This is a genomic window from Mucilaginibacter terrae, assembly GCF_031951985.1.
Lineage (GTDB): Bacteria > Bacteroidota > Bacteroidia > Sphingobacteriales > Sphingobacteriaceae > Mucilaginibacter > Mucilaginibacter terrae_A.
In genome coordinates, this window is sequence record NZ_JAVLVU010000001.1 from 376510 (window position 1) to 393889 (window position 17380).

Below are 17380 nucleotides of genomic sequence, written 5' to 3' on the forward strand. Positions count from 1 at the left end.
ATGAAAAAGAATATTATCATCATTGTTATTACCGCTACAGTCGCATTTTGCATGTCTTGCAGCAAGTATCTCGACGAAAAATCAGATAAAAAATTGGTCGTTCCGGTTACACTGGCTGACTTTCAGGCTTTATTAGATAATCATACTCAAAACGTAAATAGAGAGCCGGCCGACGGGGAGATCAGTGCGGATGACTATTATTTAACTGATGCCAGCTTTAATTCACTTACGACTGAAGGGCACAAAAGAACCTACACATGGCAGAAAGATTATCTGATTGACGGAACCAATTATTGGATGTATAGTTATTTTACCGTTTATTCCGCTAATTCTGTTTTGGAAGGAACAGAGAATATTGTCAGGGACCCTGCGAACCGGGAAGAGTGGGGCAGTGTGACAGGACATGCCTATTTCCTTCGCGCCAAAAGCTTTCTAAACTTAGCGAATATATGGGTAAATGCTTATGATGGACAAAGTCCGGGTGAGAATCAGGGATTACCTTTGCGGCTCAATAGCGATTTTAATGAGCGGTCTGTGAGGTCGACTATTCACCAGACCTATGCGCAGATCTTATCCGATCTCAAAATGGCGGCCACGCTGCTACCCATTACGCCCAAATACTTTACCCGACCGGGAAAACCTGCGGCGTTTGCTTTGCTGGCGCGCACTTACCTATATATGGGAAATTATCAGGAGGCAGCAGTATACGCAGATTCATGCCTGCAAATGACAGCAACGAGGTTGATAGATTTTAATTCACTATCGGCCTCAGCAAACTTTCCAATCTCACAAAATAACGTTGAAACTATTTTATATTCGGTAACAGGAACACCTGCGCCGATTAGCCAAAGCCGTGCACTCATTGTTCCTGAATTGTATAATCAGTATGAGAATAATGATCTGCGTAAATCCATATACTTCAGGAATAACAACAATGGGACATTTAGCTTTAAAGGAAATTATTCGGGCAGCGGAACTATTTTCGGCGGAATAGTTAATGACGAAGTTTATCTGATGCGTGCGGAGGCAAATGCTCGCTTAGGTAATGTTTCCCAAGCGATGAACGATCTCAATACCTTGATGATCAAACGGTGGAGAACCGGAACTTTTGTACCTTTTACCGCAAATAATTCTGAGGATGCGGTTAAGATTATATTGAGGGAAAGGCGCAAGGAATTGCTGATGCGTACATTACGGTGGCCGGATCTGAAACGATTAAATAAAAGCGGAGCAGGTATTTCGCTAAGTAGAACGGTAAATGGAACAACTTATACACTTCCCCCTAATGATCTGCGATATGCACTCCCTATTCCCGAAGATGTTATACAGCTTTCGGGCATGCCCCAAAATCCGAGGTAAACAAAAAGAGGAGGCAAAAAGCCTCCTCTTTTTTTAAGAACGTTACTAAATGGCATTTCTTTGCGTATCGGCATAGATATCACGGATGTCTTCGTCTGATTTGCCGTTTAAGAAGTTTCCTAATTCAGTTTCGTCGTCTGCATCGACATCCATTGTGCAGGGGAGGGCATCGCCGTCACAGCTATGACCGTCTGGTTCTTCCAGCGTCCAGGCTGAGGCTTCATTGGCATCAGCCAGCGCATTGCTGTCAAAGTACCATGTTCTCACAACGCGGTTGCTTTTTGTTTTTTGTGTTTTGGTTAACACAGTGAATGAACTGGCCAAAACTGCGATAGCTACAGCTACCATTGTAATTACGCTTCTTTTCATAAGGATTATTGCTTTATTAGATCAAAAAGCAATTGAAAAACTTTGATTATGATTTGGTTATGCCTCTTTTCTCGGGTTAAGGCTACACCCGGGAACTGACCGTATGAACTCCCTCACAGGCACAGTATTAGTTTTTATTTGATTCACTCTGTATTGCCTGGCCTCCTTTCTTTTGAATTAGTATGGTGGTGATTGTTAAGGCAAGAAAAAATAAGTTGAAAAATAAGTGGCTGGTCCAGCCCATCTTCCCAAGTATACCTCCGCATGAACACGGCACCTTAGGAAAAAGGTGTGTTACACCCATGCCGATATAAACAGTGAAGACTGATAACAGGGAGAGCGATGCGTATAGGCCCAGCATGAAAGTCCTGCTTATCATGAGTAGGAGTACCGTCAGCAGTTCGAATCCGGGAATTATATAGATCAATACTTGTGAAATGATCTCTGGAAAAACCTGTTTACCCATCTCTCTTTTGAATTGAGCGAAGTCAGCAAGTTTACTCAGTGCTGCATAAAGCCAAAGAATGATGAGGAATCCATAAGTGAGACTTATAATTACTTCGCGCCAGCTTTTTTTGTCTTTAACCATAAGTTAAAGGTAGGGCGATGTTAAAGACAGAAAATGTCACTCATCTTTTTCGATGAAATATTTTTTTTTGCGACGGTCGTACCTGATGTCATGACCCTTCTCCCGAAGGATATTGATCATCCGCTTGACCGTTCGGGAACTGCAGTCGAAGCGCCTGGCGGCAGCTTCCATTGACCCGAACCGACCCTTTTCGATCAGTTCCAGAACATAGTTCAGTCGTTTTTCATAAGATAGGAAATCCATAGCCAACCCATTTGATCCGATGTTTATCAGATAAATTTGATGCTTCGGAAGGGTTTAAACTATAACCTGTGATTGTAAATTAGTGGCTTTCCGTATTTGATTTGTCCCTGTAAGATGTATCCGGCTTTTCCCCAGCTTGTTTCTTCTGTTTGACGCCGCTTACCCAAAGACGCTTTAGCTTGTCAAATGTAGCGTAGATGAAATGGATATTTATTCCTGTGCCGTATTTGGGTTTAGGCATTAACACGAAGGGGGAGATTTGCAGGATTTCGGCAATGGCATAAATTCTTGGCAACGACATCGTTGTTTCGCACCTTTCGATTTTTGAGTACGCCGCCTGTGATATGTCCAGCATAAATGCCATATATTCCTGGCTGTAATTTTTCTCGAGTCTCTGTATTCTGATTTTCTCGCCGATCTTATCCATGCAATATTCGCTTGGTTATTCCTATAAGCAAAAGTAATAAATTAAAGGTTAAGGTTTTAGCTTGCCGTTAAGCCAAGAGGGAACTTTGATTCAATTTCCAATGGAGGGAAGGACTAAAAGTTTAACTCATGAAAAATCTTACTGATGAAAAAGCAAAAGAACTTCAGGGTGGGTCAGCTCATGGCTGCGGCTACAACATCGTTTTTTCCGCTGCCGTAGGCGGGCTCTTTGGCGGACCGGGTGCGGTGATCGGCGCATTGGCCGCTGCAACGGGGCCTTCCTGCCTCGCGATCTGGTAAAAATAGGACCGGGACTTGTTCCCGGTTTTTTATTCACCATCCGTTTAACAACCAGGTAGCAAAAATTCCCCCTACGCCACCGAAGAAGTGCACTTCATGGTTGATATAATTACTTTTCGACCTGAACTGGTGGATCAATAAACCTACAATACAGATCAATCCCCCGTAAATGTTTTTGACTTCACCGATCACAGGCAGGTAAAACGCAACGATCTCAGGTTGTATCATCACATAACCCAGCATACAACCGACGATACTTCCTGATGCACCAGCATTTGAATAAAAACTTTCCTTCCAATGCCTGATCGTTAAGATAAGGCCTCCCGTAAGACAACTGCAGGCATAAATAGCTGTAAATATGATCGTGCCATGTTCCGTTGTCGATCAGGTACTCTTCCAGCCTCGTCCCGAACGTGAAAAGCATCATCTGGTTGATCGCTAAATGGGCAAGGTCATTATGCACAAAGTCCCCGGTCACCAACCTGTAATGTTCCTTTAGCCCGACAATACTGCCCGGGTGAAGTAGTAAGTGAAAGAATACCTGCTTGTTTTTAATTCCCCAAATGGTGATGATCGTGATCAGCGCCATTAGAAAATAGCAAGCCGGGGCTAAGAGAAAAGCCTGTTTGATAGTCCTTATCATAATCAAATTGTTTAACTTATACAATAACCGGAACGTATATTTTACAACTACCGGTGATTGTGCATGACCCGCTGCCAGCTGAAATTTACCTAAAATTTTTAGGCCATGAATTTTATAAAAAAGTCCGCTGTAATAAGCCTGGGTGCCGTTTTGGGACTTACACTGGCAATCGTTAGTACCTCGAACCGGCTAATCCTTACAAGAAATTTTTTCGCTGAAAATGGCCAACATTTGGCGGCATTACCGGGGCAGGACATGCTGCTCTTCGCAGGACTTCAGAAATGGATATATGTCCTGACCGCCCTCTATTTATTATTCAAGTTGTGCCTCATCAGCCTGATCCTATATACCGCACTTTATATCGCGGATCACTTGCTGTCGTACTGGCACATACTTTTAATCGTTTCCCTTTGTGAAGGTATATTTTTAGTAGCAGCTGCGGTCAAGATGTGGTGGTTTCACTACTATTATCCCCACGGCACCCTATTGCAATGGCACCAGTTGTATATATTATCCTCGCTTTCCCTATTCCCGGCCATTCCCGCCGCCTGGTATTATCCCTTGCAGACATTAAATGCATTTGAGGTGGCTTATTGGTTTTTACTGGCTTTTGGTGTATACAGGTTCTCCGGCCTTGATTACCGGACCTCCTTTAAGATCATTCTGCTAAGCTATCTGCCCGCATTATTCATCTGGACGGTTGTCGTCTGTTTTTGTACGATCATGTATTTCCCGGGTCAGGGCTGATCATTTTATTCCTTTTCAAATTATTTATCTACCGATGTATAACACAAATCTGATCAAACGATCTTTCATCCGGCAGTCGGATGAGCATACCTGCGGGATAGCCTGCCTTGGCATGATATTTAACTATTCCGGCAACGCCCGGCTTGTTAACCAGCTTAATGATGTTGCTGTGGGACCGGAGGGTTTGTCCATGTACGACATGATGACGATCGCTAACTGGTATGGCTATTCAGCCAAGTGCGTAGAAATGGAACTGCCTTTTCTGCGCACCATCGACAAACCCTGTATTTTACATGCGCAAAATGAACTCGGGGAGTACCATTACCACGTTTGCTATGGTAGCCGAAAATCGGGCGATTCGTTTCAATATCTGATGGCTGATCCCGCCCGTCACGTTCACTGGATATCAGAACAGGAACTCGACAAGCTGTGGTTCAGTAAAGCGGCCCTATATTTTGACGATCTGAAAGAGGACCTGAGCGCTTTCCGTGATGCGTCATGGGCCTGGATCTTAAGGCTGGGTGCTTTTCCGCAAGGCCTCTACATCATAATCCCTGCGCTCACCCTGTGTGCTGCTTCCTTTGGGATCGCGATGTCATGGGTTTTACAAAAGGGCATAATGAACAGTTATTTTATGAAATCAACTGTGATCATCCCCGTAGTCATTTTATTATTGCTGATCAGCCTGTTCAGAAGTGCCTTCGCGTTTCTTCGGCAATACCTGATGATCCGGCTGAATATTGCGGTCAATCGAAAGCTCATGTCTACATTTATTCGTAGCCTATTCAACGAAAGGACGACTGTAAGGCGCGACATTACATCATATAGTCTCAAGCATTTGTACCGGGATGTGCAGAAGATCCAGAATGCAGTTTCAGAGATGATCGGGACCGTGCTTTCGGAAGGCTCCCTAATCATTGTTTTAATGTCCATGATGACTTTCTTCCTTCCCTGGACGGCCTTCGTCAATGCTGTATATTTCCTGCTCATCGGGATCATTACCGCTAACAACCTTGACGGTAATAGCTATCATATCGCACAACTGACGGGGCTGTCGGCTTCAACGGAAAAGCTGCTCATCAAGGATATTGGGCAATTGCGGTATACAGGCTATGCCCGGGGGCAAACGTTTCACATTTCCAACCAAGATCTGCTTACTAAACAAACACAAACGGTGGCGGTCAAGGTCAGTGCCAGAACCTTTACGAATGAGGCGCTTGGAGCCGTTAATGTGATCATCGTTCTCGTAATCTCCCTATGGCAAATGCAGCAAGAGAATATCGACTATCCCACCTTCATGCTGGTCGTGATTTTGAGTTATCTGTGCAGTTCGATCGTACCCAAAATCTGCAACTCCGTAACGGCCATAGCGGACGGAATCAATTCAGGTACTCAATACCGCTCCATGCTTGCATCTGTCGGGGAAGGGCAATCAGACACGACACCCTGATTTCTGCCTTGCTTCGTATCGCTGAATGCCGCTGACCCAACCTTTTCACTTTGATTTTCAACCTGCCACTCATACCCATCTATATACCATGAAAACACAATTTGAAAATTTATTGAATGATCTCAGAGAGGAGTTATCGGCAAATGCATACACCAAGTCTCCGCTCAAAAGATTTAACGGGGCGGTCAAACAAACTGACAAGGCATTGCTGGCCCTGAAGAACTACCTGGAAAGTGAAACGCTGACCGAGCAGGACGAGATTTCCATCTTCAAGGATGTTAAACCCCAGATCGACGCTCATCGGATCGAAGAGGGATTACGCTTCAGTGTACTTAACTATAAGCCCATGGGAACGGTCAAAGCCCAGATCAAGTATTTGGACGAAGAATTGGTTGCCTTACAAAGTGTGTTCCGGCGAAACGCGTTTTATTACCAGTACTACAAAAACGGGTTCGACGAGCTGGACCACCTTTTTTTCCTGCGTGGCGCGGGGAATCTCGCCCTGCCAATACCTGAAATTTTTGATGTCGAGCGCGATTTCTCAACGCCGGTCTCTTGCCTGTACTCCAAGTTCATGGGCTTCGAGCGGGTCCAGATGTTTATCCTGAAAGAGATCGATAAGCTGAAGCCTGCCAGTGTACCGGGCAGCCATAACGACAAAGATGTGGACAAACTAAAATGGACTGGGGAAGTTATCAATATCATCGAGGTCGCTTATGGCATTTGGCTTACCGGCCAGTTAAATAATGGTAATGCGACGTTGAGCCAGATCGTCCGATGGTTAGAGAGCCAGCTGGACGTTGATCTGGGAAACGTTCAGAAAAGGTTTACAGAAATGGAAAGACGGAAAAGGATCAGCACGACCAAATACCTTGATCAGATGAGCGTTGCCGTAAAGCAGAAACTTGAACAAGGCAACCAATAAGGTAATAGATTCTGTCAGCTTCTTTTTAAAAAATGTTTAAGATCAGGCGGTTATTCCGCCTTTTTTTGTGCCCTGATTTCTCCGGTGTCCAATATAATTCCCAATTACTGCTTTTCGGTAGTACCGTCGTACTAACGAAAACAGGCCTTTTCGGCTTCATTTCCTTTCTTCCGTTCGATTATCGATTTCCCGGGGCCTCACTTAGCAATTGCAGTTCATAGAAGTTTTGATTTTGCAAAAGCCCTTTCCTGCGCAGCATTCGCGTGCTTTTCGTCGATCCGGTAAATCATAATACCATTTTTTCTTCCCCGTCAAATTTATTCATCGGTACTACCGGAAACCTACCGATAAACCCTTTTTCGAATGCCCCAACTTTGATTCCATGAGAATCAGGGAGTTATCGGCGATGTTGACCAGGGCTTCGAAGAATGGTGTTACAAACGCCATGACTCAGGTCCATACAGCTACAGATAGTTACTCCAAAGCCAGGGCTTATCACCTCTATGGTCGCAGTAATGTGGACCGGTGGATAAGCGAAGGGCTCCTGAAAATTTCTCATCACAAAATCAAGAGGCTTGATCTGGAAGCAGTCGCTGCTGCCAGTAACCGGCACACTTATCTGCCCGCGGCGGAAAGGTAGTGCAGGCAGCCGGAGTTCTTTGACATCGGGGGATGAAGCATTATCCTGTTAACCGCAGGAAATATTGCGAAGGGGAGACGTAGTTCGAACTGAAAACGCATAGGCAGGCGAGAGCCCGGCATGTAGATGCCGACGTGAGTAGTCCCGATCATATAAATACCGGCAGAAGCGGATTACACGGGTTCGTTGCCCGCTGCCGGTACATGGAATTACCGGATTTTCAATTCGAAGAGATCCTGGCCCTTGCCGCCGAATTGGGCGCGGTCAACGCACTGGTGCAAAGCGGCCAGATCAAACCTTACCTGAAGAAGTCTGACGCTTATAAGCGCTACGGCAGGAAGAACATCGAACACTGGCTGGAGAGCGGGCAGATCACCCCCCGTAAGGATGGTGATGCATCAGCGGCCTGGCGGCTCAGCCGGATAGAGATCGAAACACTGGTAAAGACCTTAAAACTCGAGGCGATCCTGGCGGGAATGCCCGCAGACTGAATTATGCCGGCTTATCACAACCCGTATTCGCACTATCAAATTTTATAAATATGTCCGTTTTAAATGCACAAGAGTTGAAGCAGCAGGCTTCAATTGTCACCTTGCTCCACCATTTGGGGTACAATCCGGTCCCGCACCGTGGGCGGGAAAACATGTACCACAGTATGCTCAGGGAGGGCGACAGCATCCCTTCCTTTGCTGTTAATGACGACCTCGGTGTCTGGTTCGACCACGGCACGGGAAAAGGTGGTAACATCATCGATTTCGGCATGGCCTACTGGCCAGATCTGGAATTTAAGGAGGTAGTTGCCAAGATCCAGCAGGTATTATCTATCAAGCCGTCCGAACCCAAAGCTGTAGGGAGCAACTCCGGGAGGCAACGCCGCCCCGTGAAGATCCCGAATTACGTCGTCGAAGAGATCAAGGCCATCGGGACGCATCCCGCCGTGACTGGTTATCTGAAAAGCCGGGGCATTTGGGATGTCGCCAAAAGATGCCTGTCTGAAGTTTACTATTATGTGGAAGATAATAAAGGGATGCGTAAACATTTCTTTGCTGCAGGCTGGCAAAACGAAATGTCAGGCTGGGAGGTCCGTAACAAATATTTTAAAGGGTGCCTCGGTCACAAAGCGATAACCTTCATTCCTGGCGACGAAAAGAGGGCCGTGCTCTTCGAAGGGTTTATCAATTACCTGAGCTGGAAGCTGGAAAATCCAACCTCCGTTGAAAGCGTGATCGTGCTGAATTCACTGTCAATGCTGAAAGCGGGGATCGGCAAGGCCAAAGCCTTTTCCACCCTTGATCTCTTTTTTGACCGGGATAACCAGGGACTTGCTGCAACCCGCGACTTCATCAAAGCCTTACCTTACGCTACGGACAGGTCCGCGCGCTATCATGGCTTTAATGACTACAATGACAAAATTACCGCAGCGTTATGCCTGCCGGTTTACAATGCCAGTCAGACTACGGGGGTATTGGCTCCGCAGGCTCCGAAGTTCAGGCGCTGAAGGCGCCGTAACTTTGTTCAGCACTTTCATAATGGCCATTTTACTATTCCGGCATGCAAACCCTTCGGGTTTTTATTGTTCCAATATTGACATATTGGTATCTCCAACGCCCTTGTTTTTTCAACGGCAAGATGTCTTTTTGTCGGACAAAATTCCGCTTCGCAGAAATTTTTTCCATCCAAAAAGAATCTTGCCCCTCCGGGGAGGAGATGAAAAATTCGCAACTCATTTTTCTAATGGCTGAATTTAAAAACTTGACCGGGAGGCCGAAGAAGGAAGGCGAACGGCGCAGTAAGAAGATCGATGCCCGCTTCACGCAAACGGAGTATGAGTTGGTGCTCGCTATGGAGAAGTCCCTCGGGATCACGAAAACGGAATTGGTTCGTTTGCGCGTTTTGAACGGTTCCAGGCGAATGTTGATGAACACGAAGGAATTGATCAGCCAAATGGACGCGTTAGGGGCGGAGATGGGCCGTATCGGCAATAATATCAATCAGTTTGCCAAACATGCCAATATTATGCGGATGAGCGGTGATGTTCCCGTTTATGTTTTAGAGAAATTCAATTCGCTTTTCGGGCAATATCTCGATGTGCAGCAGCGCCTCGAGACCGTTTTCAGAAAGGTGATCCGGCTCGCCGGCAAATAATAATCATGCCGATCTCTTGATCTCGCAGATCGCGATTCGGATATGCCGATATAAAGCTCCTTCGTTATAAAGAAAGGCCGATCATCTGTTACACTGGCACAGCGGTATGAATTACAGCCGTTAGGTTGATATAATGTCTTATAGTAATGGGGATTGGTTGATACAAAGTTATTGTGCTATTGGTATACGCAGCCCCTTGACTATATAGATAGGCTGCTAAGCCGATACCCCGGTATTTCGATATAGCGCTATTTGGTGGTGCCTTAACTGGTTATAACGATAAGCTGATATAGCGTTCTCTGTATACGAAGTTATGGCGAGACATCGGTATACTTTAACACTGATACACGTTTAGCGTGACCGGGAGATATAATGTTCTTAGGTTAGAGCGATACGCTGTTAACCTGATAGCGGGTTACAAAGCTATTTTCCTTATTGATCGTCATCACTGCGGCTATGCTTTCATTCAACTGCTGATCGATGAAGGGCTGTCTCGCCTCTTATTTAAACCTGCTAATCTCACGGGATTTAATTCCGGGCAGGTCTTACTTCGCAGATACCTGTATCCGTCATGCCTGATTTTTTACATGATCATTTTTGACCATATCCGTTGCCCTTTGCACCGCTACACGTTCAGGTTAAAACCCATCCGTAATTGGGTAGAACGGACTTGTGAAGGGCGCGTGTTAAACTTATTTGCTGGCTACACCCTTTTAAATGTTGATGAAACCCGGAACGACCTTGACCCGGAAGCGCCGGCAGGCCTGCATCTCGATGCTTTAGAGTTGCTGAGAACATGGAAAGGAGCCAAGTTCAATACGATACTGCTTGATCCGCCTTATGCTTACCGGAAAAGCATGGAATTATATAAAGGCATCGTTTGCAGCCCATTTAAACAACTGAAAGATACATTGGCCGATTGCCTCGAGCCGGGCGGGATCGTCATCACCTTCGGTTATCATTCCATCGTGATGGGCAGAACCAGGAATTTTACTTTAGAGCGGCTGGCGCTTTTCAGTCATGGTGGTGCCATTCATGATACGATTGCCAGTGTGGAACGTTTGGCTGTCGACGGGATGGATGACAAGGCTGCCAGATCGAACTTCTTACCATGATCGTCAAGATTCTGAAGAATGTTCCTCGCTTTCGCTTTCCTGCCATTCGTTACAATACCGATAAGATTGACCTCGGAAAGGCGCTACTGACCAAAGTGTGCGGTTTCAGTGCACTGCAAGGCCTCGGGAACCTGCGGCCTCAGGATTACATCAACTATCTCAAACTGGTTTCTTCTACGAACGGACGGGTCGAGAAAGCCCAGTTCCACGCCGTCATTTCCGGCAAAGGAAGAATGTACGGGCAGGATGATTTGACGGCCGTTGCAAAGCTTTGGATGGAAAAGATGGGCTATGGGTCACAACCGTACCTTGCTGTTTTTCATGGCGATACCGACAATAACCATATCCACCTGATCTCTACCCGAATAGGCAAGGACGGTAAAAAGATCAGCAGCGCCTTTGAGAACAGGAGAGCCGTTCATGCCTTGCAGGAAGTTCTGGGCTACCACTTTGCACTTCAATATAACCTGAGTACCAAAGCGCAGTTTTACCTATTGCTGGAAAGCCGGGGTTATTTAGGCAGAAATTATAACCCTTCGAAGCTGGATGCGCATATAGCCGGTTACAAACCCGATAAGGTCAGAATGGGCCAACTCAGGGAGTTGCTCATTCTGCACAAGGACGATCCGGCTTTTACGGATATTCTGAAAACACGGTACCAGGTCGAATTGATATTTCACGCTGCCGATGGCAAAGCGCCTTACGGATACACCATTTTAGATCATGGTACGCAACAGGTTTTTAAAGGCAGCGAAGTGTTGTCGCTGAAATACCTCGGGGAGGGCGTTCGGGAAAAGGTCGCTACGCCAACAGCTACTATGCCAGTAAATGAAACATCGCTCCCTGCTTCTTATGTGGGGCCGGTGTGGATCGCTGATGACGTGGACGATGAAGCCGTACTGGGCATGAAGCGCCGCCGTAAAGGCAAGGCCAGAAAAAACACCCGTTAAAGTTTTATTTGAATTTATGATCACCATCATTGGAAACCAGAAAGGAGGGGTCGGCAAAAGCACCCTGGCCGTACTGGCCGCAAACTACCTTACCATCGAACGGGGGGCGACCGCCACGATCATTGACATGGACTACCAGCAGTCTGTCTCCCAGAAATATGAGAAAGCCAAAGTGTTGGAAAACGACGAACCCTACGAGGTTTTTCCTGCCACACTGGAAAGTTATCCCATCCTGAGCAGCGTCCTGCACCGGAATGCGTCACACGCGATATTGATCGACCTGCCCGGCAAACTGGATGACGACGGCCTCTTACCTGTTTTTGAATCTGCCGACCTGGTGATCTGCCCATTCGCGTATGACGAGTTTACTTACCAGTCTACGGTACTGTTTACCGTTGTCCTCAAAAAGATTAACCCGAAGATCGAGATCGTCTTCGTACCTAACCGGATCAAGGCCAATGCCAAATTCGAGATCATGACGGAAGTCAACGCGCAGCTGCAGAAGCTGGGGCAGATTACCGCACCCATTCCTGACCGGGTGGATTTCCAGCGGATCACTACCGTTTATACGCCCGTATCCCTGGTACCGGTGGTGTACCCTGTTTTTGAACAGATTTTTGAAGCACGTTTATGGAAAAAATGAAATCACTTGCCGACCAGATACGGGAAGAGCTGGGAAAACCGAAGAATACGGCCGCTGAAGTCCCGCCTAAAGCACGGGCACCATCACCGGGGACGTCCAAAGGGAAAAAGACAGTAAAGGAACTACCGCAGATCGTAAGGGCTATCATAGACTATGATACGTCGCCCAACAAGAAAATGCTCCATGTCCGGTTTGACCAGAATACGGTCGATATCCTCAACAGGTTCAAGATCGCGACGGGCACCGACATCACCAAATTCGTTGCCTTTTGTGTCAGCCGCATGCTGGAACAACACCCGGAGATCAGGACCACCATCAAACACTTCATTCAAAACACAGATTTATGACCTGGATAAAATTTGCCTTATGGCTATTGGGCATTTACGCCGTTTATTATACGTTCCTGATTTTATGGGATATGCTGCAGAGGGGCCGCACGGTTGCCGGCGACGCCCCGGAAGAACTGGCATTCGTGGATGTTTCTGAGCCGGTGAGACAGGTGGCAGATGACCCGGTCGAGCCGCTCGCCGAGTCTCCCGTAGTCTCATCGGGAGGGGTTTCCCTTAAACAAACCTTTAACCTCGCCCGTGAGGATGCCATCGCCTACATCAGGGCGGTAAGCTTTTAAGCATGAGAGCGATCATTGCCTTTTGCTTATGGGTAACCGGTATGCCCGCCCTCGCACAGCCCGGTATCGCGGAAATGCAGCAGGCACGGCACGAGCTCGTGAATACTTATTTTTCGGCCTTTGACTGTGCCCTGGTGCTGGCCACCCTGTTCGGGCTATTCGGTGCGGTTACCATTTACAAGAACTGGCAGGATGGAAAACATCATATTGATGCCGCCGTTTCCGGCTGGTTCTATGCTGCTATTTTCGTTTTATTATCCGGTATTTTCTTGAGGGCGTTGTTCGGTATCTGAACGCCTTTCGCCGCTTGCTCAGGTCGCCTCCCTGGTGACCGCTAAAAGATTCCTGTCTATTAACTTCTGCTTTATTTAGTATTTAAGGCTTTTTAATGCCTTTGCCTTTTGAATTTTCCGGCGTAGTCCGGAATGATCCCCTCGGGTACCGCTGTCAGCGTGATCGTGATCTGCATGCTGTTTCAACATACCACACTGCCGCCCGGCAGTGCTAAAAGATCTCCGCCTTTATTATTTCTCCATTTTTTAATGTTTACCAAAACCAAAAAAATCTGGGCATCACTTGCCTTACTTGCCCTTGCTTTTCCTGCCCTTGCCCAAAGCGGCGTCGCCGGTCTGAATACCGCGACCTCTACCTTAAAGACCTACGTTGACCCGGTAACCAATATCACGCTGGTGATCGGTGGCATCGTCGGTATCGTCGGCGCCATCCGCGTGTATTCCAAATGGAACTCCGGCGACCAGGATATCAATAAGGAACTGATGGGCTGGGGTGGTTCCTGCGTGTTCCTCGTCGTGTCCGCGCTGGTCATCAAATCCTTCTTCGGCCTGTAATGCCCGGAACCTATGCTGTTTACAAGGGGCTTCAAAAGCCCCTTGTCTTCAAAGGATTCCAGGGTAAGTACATCTATTGGGGCCTGGCGTCCCTGTTATGCGGCCTTGTTTCAGGGGCGCTCCTCATGTCGCTGGTCAGCATGTGGCTCGGTGCCTTTGCCCTGGTGGCTTGCATCACCGGCGGCCTGCTGTTCACCTCGCAACGGCAAAAAGGCGGGCTTCATTCCAAGCGCCGCGACACGCAGATCCTCATTCTCAACCGCTATGGCCGCAAAAAAATTATTTAATATCCCGTATGCCGGGATCGACAAGGGTGCGGATTTCGACCTGCTCATCGGCGATGCCGGGGAGCTTTCCGTGATCATTGAGATGACCAACCCGGTCACCCGTTATGCAGCTCATGCCGCAGGATACGATGAGTTTCATCACCTGCTGAACAACGTGGTGAAAATACTTGGGGATGGCTACCTGCTGCAAAAGCATGATGTGATCAGCCGCTCAGCCTATCATCCGGGGAATGCCCGTGAATACCTGCAAAAACAGTACAACGCACATTTTGGCGGCAGGGAACAGCTCCGCATTTCGACCTATCTGACCATCACCAAACAGGTTAAGAAGGGGGCTTTTTATGTGTATGACTTCCGGGCCATACAGGAGTTTCGTCAAACGGTATCCAAAGTGCTGGAGATCCTGCCCGACGGGAAAGACCTGAAAGAAGCCGGCATCAACCAGCTTGTCCTGCTCATGCTGAGCATGGGATTCGGTCAGGAGGTACTCTCCCTGAATAACCTTTCTCCATCTGCCACGGAGATTGGCATGGGGGACAGGGCGGTCCGCTGTATCAGCATCGTCAATACCGACCAGGTCGATCTGCCGCCGGCCGTCAGCACTTTTAAAGAATTGAACGATAAGGACAGTATCCGCGGCTTTCCGGTGGATTTTTTGTCGTTTCTTTTCGAGGTGCCGGGCTGCGATGCCCTGGTATTTCATCAGTTGATGGAAATACCTAACCAGACGGTGACGCTTCGGAAACTGGAGCAGAAAAAGAAACGGCATGCCGGTATTCCCGACCCTGCCAACCAGTTGTGCGTCGAGGATATTGACCTCCTGCTGACCGATGTCGCCCGGGAAAACCAATTGCTGGTCAATTGCCATTTCGGCGTTCTTGTCGCTGCTACACCGGCGATGATGCCGAAGGCCACCAATTTTATCGAAAGTTCACTCTTTCAGCTGGGCATTATCCCCAGCAGGAATGCCTATAATCAACTGGAGCTTTTCCGCAGTGCTTTGCCCGGGAATGGTGTGGAACTAAAAGACTATGACTGGTTCCTGACCACCTGTGATGCCGCACTCTGTTTCTTCTTCAAGGAGTCACTACCGGTAGACGAAGCGTCTGACTTCTTGGTTCGTTTTACCGACCGCCAGGGAATACCATTGGGGATCGACCCCGCCGACCTGCCGATGAGGACCGGGAGGATCAACAACCGCAATAAGTTCGTATTGGGCCCCAGCGGTTCCGGTAAAAGCTTTTTTATGAACGCGCTGATCGAACAGTACATGCTGTACAACATGGATATGGTCATCGTCGATACCGGCCATTCCTATTCCGGTATCTGTTCCTATTATGACGGCAAGTATATCACCTATACGGACCAGACGCCCATCACGATGAATCCCTTCAAAATATCGGAAGCGGAATATAATATCGAAAAGAAAGATTTTCTCTGCACCATGATCGGCGTGGCCTGGAAAGGGGCCGAGGGGAACTTCAGTACCGTGGAACGGGATGTGATCGCCCAGGTGATCTCTGCCTATTACAGCGAGTACTTTACCAAAAACGGGGAACTGAAATTCAATACATTCTATGAATTCGCCCTCGTGAAAATTCCCGAGATCAAAGCCCAGGAAAAGATACCTTTCGATTTTGATGAGTTCCGGTATGTGCTCAAGAAATTCTATAAGGGAGGGGAGTTCGGTGAAATTCTGAACAAGGATGCCGACCAGTCCCTGTTTACCGAGCCGTTTATCGTTTTCGAGATCGACTCCATCAAAAATCATAAGATCCTCTTCCCGATGGTCACGCTGATCATTATGGACGTATTCCTGCAAAAGATGCGCTACCGCTCGGACCGCAGGAAGACACTCGTGGTAGAAGAAGCATGGAAAGCCATAGCCAGCCCCCTAATGGCGGATTACCTGCTGTTTATGTACAAAACGGTACGTAAGTTTTGGGGCGAGGCCATCGTGGTGACCCAGGAACTCGGGGACATTATCGGCAACGCGGTCGTCAAAGACAGTATCATCAATAACTCAGACACGATATGCCTGCTCGACCAGACCAAATTCAAGGATAATTACCAGGAGATAGCGGCGCTTTTATCGATCAATGAAACGGAACGCCGTAAAATATTTACCATCAATCAACTGGACAATACCGAAGGGCGCGGCCGCTTTAAAGAGGTGTACATACGCCGCGGCGCGGTCGGGGAAGTGTACGGGGTAGAGGTTTCCCTTGCCCAGTACCTCAGTTACACGACGGAAAAGCCGGAAAAGCGCGCGGTTGAATCTTACACCAGCCGCTACGGTTCTTACCCGGAAGGCCTCGATGCCTTTATCGCGGATCTCCGGTCAAGCGGCAAATCATTACCGGATTTTATCAGTTACGTCAACCAAAATATGGCTTCATGAAAATTATCTTCACTTTGCTCCTGACCTGTGCTGCGCGGCTGTTACTCGCGCAAACACTCGTCATCGACCCGGCCGTTTCATCAGCGATCGCGGTGAACTCCTCGACGATCAACGGTCAGCTCAATACGACCAATAACCGGCTGGACCTGATCCAGCGCGGGCAACTGGCCGTTAGCGGGCAACTGGTGGTCGTCAATAATTTGCAGGACCGCATCTACCAGGGCCTTAGCCAGGTGGCCTCGGTCATTAATAACCTTAACACGGTGAAGGAGATTGGGGATTGCGGCATAGACATTGTCAAAGACGTTGAATCCGCTGTAGCCCTCGCGCGCTCGAACCCTGTCCTGCTATTGTTTGCCGAGCGGGGAGCCCGCGATTTCCAGACTCGTGCGACCATGCTGGCGGCCGATGTTGCCGCTTTCGTCCTCAAGGGGGGTAACGGAAACCTCATGGATTCCGGTGAACGCGGCAAATTGCTTAACCATATCGTCAACCAGATGCGCATACTCCGGGGCATTGCCTATGGTATGAACCGGGCCATGTACTGGGCCAAGATCAACGGCGTGTTTCGCTCACTGAACCCCTGGGCGACCTGGGTTAATCAGGATGTGAGGATCGCCAACGAAGTGCTTAACAACGCCAAATATCTGAAACCATGAGAATTCTCAGTTG

The 17380-nt window shown here is 47.9% G+C and carries 24 protein-coding genes; 18 read left to right on the forward strand and 6 right to left on the reverse strand.

Annotated elements, in window-relative coordinates; genetic code table 11:
- On the forward strand, positions 1 to 1359 hold the full coding sequence (locus QE417_RS01600) for a RagB/SusD family nutrient uptake outer membrane protein (protein ID WP_311947114.1): 1359 nt from the start codon (positions 1 to 3) through the stop codon (positions 1357 to 1359).
- A 45-nt stretch (positions 1360 to 1404) separates the two neighbouring features.
- On the opposite strand, the gene QE417_RS01605 is transcribed toward QE417_RS01600, so the two are convergent.
- The 4 genes from QE417_RS01605 to QE417_RS01615 form a co-directional block, all read right to left on the reverse strand.
- Entirely contained in the window at positions 1405 to 1728 is a 324-nt protein-coding gene (locus tag QE417_RS01605) for a hypothetical protein (RefSeq protein ID WP_311947115.1), read from the reverse strand.
- 127 nt (positions 1729 to 1855) lie between these two features.
- Positions 1856 to 2317, reverse strand: coding sequence for a MauE/DoxX family redox-associated membrane protein (locus tag QE417_RS01610; protein ID WP_311947116.1), 462 nt, complete (start codon positions 2315 to 2317; stop codon positions 1856 to 1858).
- Between the two features lie 36 nt (positions 2318 to 2353).
- Positions 2354 to 2560 (reverse strand): HTH domain-containing protein, encoded by a 207-nt coding sequence (locus QE417_RS23615; protein WP_376717520.1) that lies wholly within the window; start codon positions 2558 to 2560, stop codon positions 2354 to 2356.
- Between the two features lie 79 nt (positions 2561 to 2639).
- Entirely contained in the window at positions 2640 to 2987 is a 348-nt protein-coding gene (locus QE417_RS01615) for a helix-turn-helix domain-containing protein (protein WP_311947117.1), read from the reverse strand.
- A 128-nt stretch (positions 2988 to 3115) separates the two neighbouring features.
- Here QE417_RS01615 and QE417_RS01620 point away from each other — a divergent pair, with 128 nt between their 5' ends.
- Positions 3116 to 3286, forward strand: coding sequence for a hypothetical protein (locus QE417_RS01620; protein ID WP_311947118.1), 171 nt, complete (start codon positions 3116 to 3118; stop codon positions 3284 to 3286).
- A gap of 33 nt (positions 3287 to 3319) precedes the next feature.
- On the opposite strand, the gene QE417_RS23620 is transcribed toward QE417_RS01620, so the two are convergent.
- Positions 3320 to 3601 carry a hypothetical protein gene (locus QE417_RS23620; RefSeq protein ID WP_376717540.1) on the reverse strand — a complete coding sequence of 94 codons (282 nt, stop codon included), beginning with the start codon at positions 3599 to 3601 and terminating at the stop codon, positions 3320 to 3322.
- Positions 3501 to 3929, reverse strand: a complete 429-nt coding sequence (locus QE417_RS01625; protein ID WP_311947119.1) for a rhomboid family intramembrane serine protease — start codon at positions 3927 to 3929, stop codon at positions 3501 to 3503. The genes QE417_RS23620 and QE417_RS01625 overlap by 101 nt, the downstream gene beginning before the upstream one ends.
- A gap of 105 nt (positions 3930 to 4034) precedes the next feature.
- Between QE417_RS01625 and QE417_RS01630 the strand changes: the two genes are divergently transcribed.
- From QE417_RS01630 to QE417_RS01705, 16 genes are all read left to right on the forward strand, one after another.
- Positions 4035 to 4676, forward strand: coding sequence for a hypothetical protein (locus QE417_RS01630; protein ID WP_311947120.1), 642 nt, complete (start codon positions 4035 to 4037; stop codon positions 4674 to 4676).
- 34 nt (positions 4677 to 4710) lie between these two features.
- On the forward strand, positions 4711 to 6126 hold the full coding sequence (locus QE417_RS01635; protein ID WP_311947121.1) for a cysteine peptidase family C39 domain-containing protein: 1416 nt from the start codon (positions 4711 to 4713) through the stop codon (positions 6124 to 6126).
- Positions 6127 to 6214: 88 nt separating this feature from the next.
- Entirely contained in the window at positions 6215 to 7051 is an 837-nt protein-coding gene (locus QE417_RS01640) for an RteC domain-containing protein (RefSeq protein WP_311947122.1), read from the forward strand.
- 843 nt (positions 7052 to 7894) lie between these two features.
- Positions 7895 to 8182: a hypothetical protein gene (locus QE417_RS01645; RefSeq protein WP_311947123.1), complete on the forward strand. Its 288-nt coding sequence runs from the start codon at positions 7895 to 7897 to the stop codon at positions 8180 to 8182.
- A 50-nt stretch (positions 8183 to 8232) separates the two neighbouring features.
- A complete protein-coding gene (locus tag QE417_RS01650) occupies positions 8233 to 9189 on the forward strand; it encodes a toprim domain-containing protein (RefSeq protein WP_311947124.1) in 957 nt (318 codons plus the stop codon).
- Positions 9190 to 9242: 53 nt separating this feature from the next.
- Positions 9243 to 9836 carry a plasmid mobilization protein gene (locus tag QE417_RS01655; protein WP_311947125.1) on the forward strand — a complete coding sequence of 198 codons (594 nt, stop codon included), beginning with the start codon at positions 9243 to 9245 and terminating at the stop codon, positions 9834 to 9836.
- Positions 9837 to 10192: 356 nt separating this feature from the next.
- The gene (locus QE417_RS01660; RefSeq protein WP_311947126.1) at positions 10193 to 10951 is read left to right on the forward strand and encodes a hypothetical protein; all 759 of its coding nucleotides are present in this window, start codon (positions 10193 to 10195) and stop codon (positions 10949 to 10951) included.
- Positions 10952 to 11046: 95 nt separating this feature from the next.
- Entirely contained in the window at positions 11047 to 11901 is an 855-nt protein-coding gene (locus QE417_RS01665) for a relaxase/mobilization nuclease domain-containing protein (RefSeq protein WP_311947127.1), read from the forward strand.
- A gap of 16 nt (positions 11902 to 11917) precedes the next feature.
- Entirely contained in the window at positions 11918 to 12544 is a 627-nt protein-coding gene (locus QE417_RS01670) for a ParA family protein (RefSeq protein WP_311947128.1), read from the forward strand.
- Positions 12532 to 12891, forward strand: a complete 360-nt coding sequence (locus QE417_RS01675) for a hypothetical protein (RefSeq protein WP_311947129.1) — start codon at positions 12532 to 12534, stop codon at positions 12889 to 12891. The genes QE417_RS01670 and QE417_RS01675 overlap by 13 nt, the downstream gene beginning before the upstream one ends.
- Positions 12888 to 13172 carry a hypothetical protein gene (locus QE417_RS01680; RefSeq protein ID WP_311947130.1) on the forward strand — a complete coding sequence of 95 codons (285 nt, stop codon included), beginning with the start codon at positions 12888 to 12890 and terminating at the stop codon, positions 13170 to 13172. Before QE417_RS01675 ends, QE417_RS01680 begins: the two co-directional genes overlap by 4 nt.
- Positions 13173 to 13174: 2 nt before the next feature.
- Positions 13175 to 13465, forward strand: a complete 291-nt coding sequence (locus QE417_RS01685; RefSeq protein ID WP_311947131.1) for a DUF4134 family protein — start codon at positions 13175 to 13177, stop codon at positions 13463 to 13465.
- A gap of 249 nt (positions 13466 to 13714) precedes the next feature.
- Positions 13715 to 14020 (forward strand): DUF4134 domain-containing protein, encoded by a 306-nt coding sequence (locus QE417_RS01690; protein WP_311947132.1) that lies wholly within the window; start codon positions 13715 to 13717, stop codon positions 14018 to 14020.
- Positions 14020 to 14307 carry a plasmid transfer protein gene (locus tag QE417_RS01695; protein WP_311947133.1) on the forward strand — a complete coding sequence of 96 codons (288 nt, stop codon included), beginning with the start codon at positions 14020 to 14022 and terminating at the stop codon, positions 14305 to 14307. The genes QE417_RS01690 and QE417_RS01695 overlap by 1 nt, the downstream gene beginning before the upstream one ends.
- The gene (locus QE417_RS01700) at positions 14285 to 16708 is read left to right on the forward strand and encodes a TraG family conjugative transposon ATPase (protein WP_311947134.1); all 2424 of its coding nucleotides are present in this window, start codon (positions 14285 to 14287) and stop codon (positions 16706 to 16708) included. The genes QE417_RS01695 and QE417_RS01700 overlap by 23 nt, the downstream gene beginning before the upstream one ends.
- A complete protein-coding gene (locus QE417_RS01705; RefSeq protein ID WP_311947135.1) occupies positions 16705 to 17367 on the forward strand; it encodes a hypothetical protein in 663 nt (220 codons plus the stop codon). Before QE417_RS01700 ends, QE417_RS01705 begins: the two co-directional genes overlap by 4 nt.
- The last annotated feature ends 13 nt before the right edge of the window (positions 17368 to 17380 follow it).

Excerpts from the sequence above, each read along its gene's own strand:
- QE417_RS01605 (WP_311947115.1), bottom strand. The coding sequence starts at position 1,728 with ATGAAAAGAAGCGTAATTACAATGGTAGCTGTAGCTATCGCAGTTTTG.
- QE417_RS23615 (WP_376717520.1), bottom strand. The coding sequence starts at position 2,560 with ATGGATTTCCTATCTTATGAAAAACGACTGAACTATGTTCTGGAACTG.
- QE417_RS01705 (WP_311947135.1), top strand. The coding sequence starts at position 16,705 with ATGAAAATTATCTTCACTTTGCTCCTGACCTGTGCTGCGCGGCTGTTA.
- QE417_RS01690 (WP_311947132.1), top strand. The coding sequence starts at position 13,715 with ATGTTTACCAAAACCAAAAAAATCTGGGCATCACTTGCCTTACTTGCC.
- QE417_RS01670 (WP_311947128.1), top strand. The coding sequence starts at position 11,918 with ATGATCACCATCATTGGAAACCAGAAAGGAGGGGTCGGCAAAAGCACC.
- QE417_RS01640 (WP_311947122.1), top strand. The coding sequence starts at position 6,215 with ATGAAAACACAATTTGAAAATTTATTGAATGATCTCAGAGAGGAGTTA.
- QE417_RS01675 (WP_311947129.1), top strand. The coding sequence starts at position 12,532 with ATGGAAAAAATGAAATCACTTGCCGACCAGATACGGGAAGAGCTGGGA.
- QE417_RS01630 (WP_311947120.1), top strand. The coding sequence starts at position 4,035 with ATGAATTTTATAAAAAAGTCCGCTGTAATAAGCCTGGGTGCCGTTTTG.
- QE417_RS01700 (WP_311947134.1), top strand. The coding sequence starts at position 14,285 with ATGGCCGCAAAAAAATTATTTAATATCCCGTATGCCGGGATCGACAAG.
- QE417_RS01695 (WP_311947133.1), top strand. The coding sequence starts at position 14,020 with ATGCCCGGAACCTATGCTGTTTACAAGGGGCTTCAAAAGCCCCTTGTC.
- QE417_RS01615 (WP_311947117.1), bottom strand. The coding sequence starts at position 2,987 with ATGGATAAGATCGGCGAGAAAATCAGAATACAGAGACTCGAGAAAAAT.
- QE417_RS01685 (WP_311947131.1), top strand. The coding sequence starts at position 13,175 with ATGAGAGCGATCATTGCCTTTTGCTTATGGGTAACCGGTATGCCCGCC.
- QE417_RS01680 (WP_311947130.1), top strand. The coding sequence starts at position 12,888 with ATGACCTGGATAAAATTTGCCTTATGGCTATTGGGCATTTACGCCGTT.
- QE417_RS01625 (WP_311947119.1), bottom strand. The coding sequence starts at position 3,929 with ATGATAAGGACTATCAAACAGGCTTTTCTCTTAGCCCCGGCTTGCTAT.
- QE417_RS01650 (WP_311947124.1), top strand. The coding sequence starts at position 8,233 with ATGTCCGTTTTAAATGCACAAGAGTTGAAGCAGCAGGCTTCAATTGTC.
- QE417_RS01635 (WP_311947121.1), top strand. The coding sequence starts at position 4,711 with ATGTATAACACAAATCTGATCAAACGATCTTTCATCCGGCAGTCGGAT.
- QE417_RS01610 (WP_311947116.1), bottom strand. The coding sequence starts at position 2,317 with ATGGTTAAAGACAAAAAAAGCTGGCGCGAAGTAATTATAAGTCTCACT.
- QE417_RS01655 (WP_311947125.1), top strand. The coding sequence starts at position 9,243 with ATGCAAACCCTTCGGGTTTTTATTGTTCCAATATTGACATATTGGTAT.
- QE417_RS01600 (WP_311947114.1), top strand. The coding sequence starts at position 1 with ATGAAAAAGAATATTATCATCATTGTTATTACCGCTACAGTCGCATTT.
- QE417_RS01645 (WP_311947123.1), top strand. The coding sequence starts at position 7,895 with ATGGAATTACCGGATTTTCAATTCGAAGAGATCCTGGCCCTTGCCGCC.
- QE417_RS01620 (WP_311947118.1), top strand. The coding sequence starts at position 3,116 with ATGAAAAATCTTACTGATGAAAAAGCAAAAGAACTTCAGGGTGGGTCA.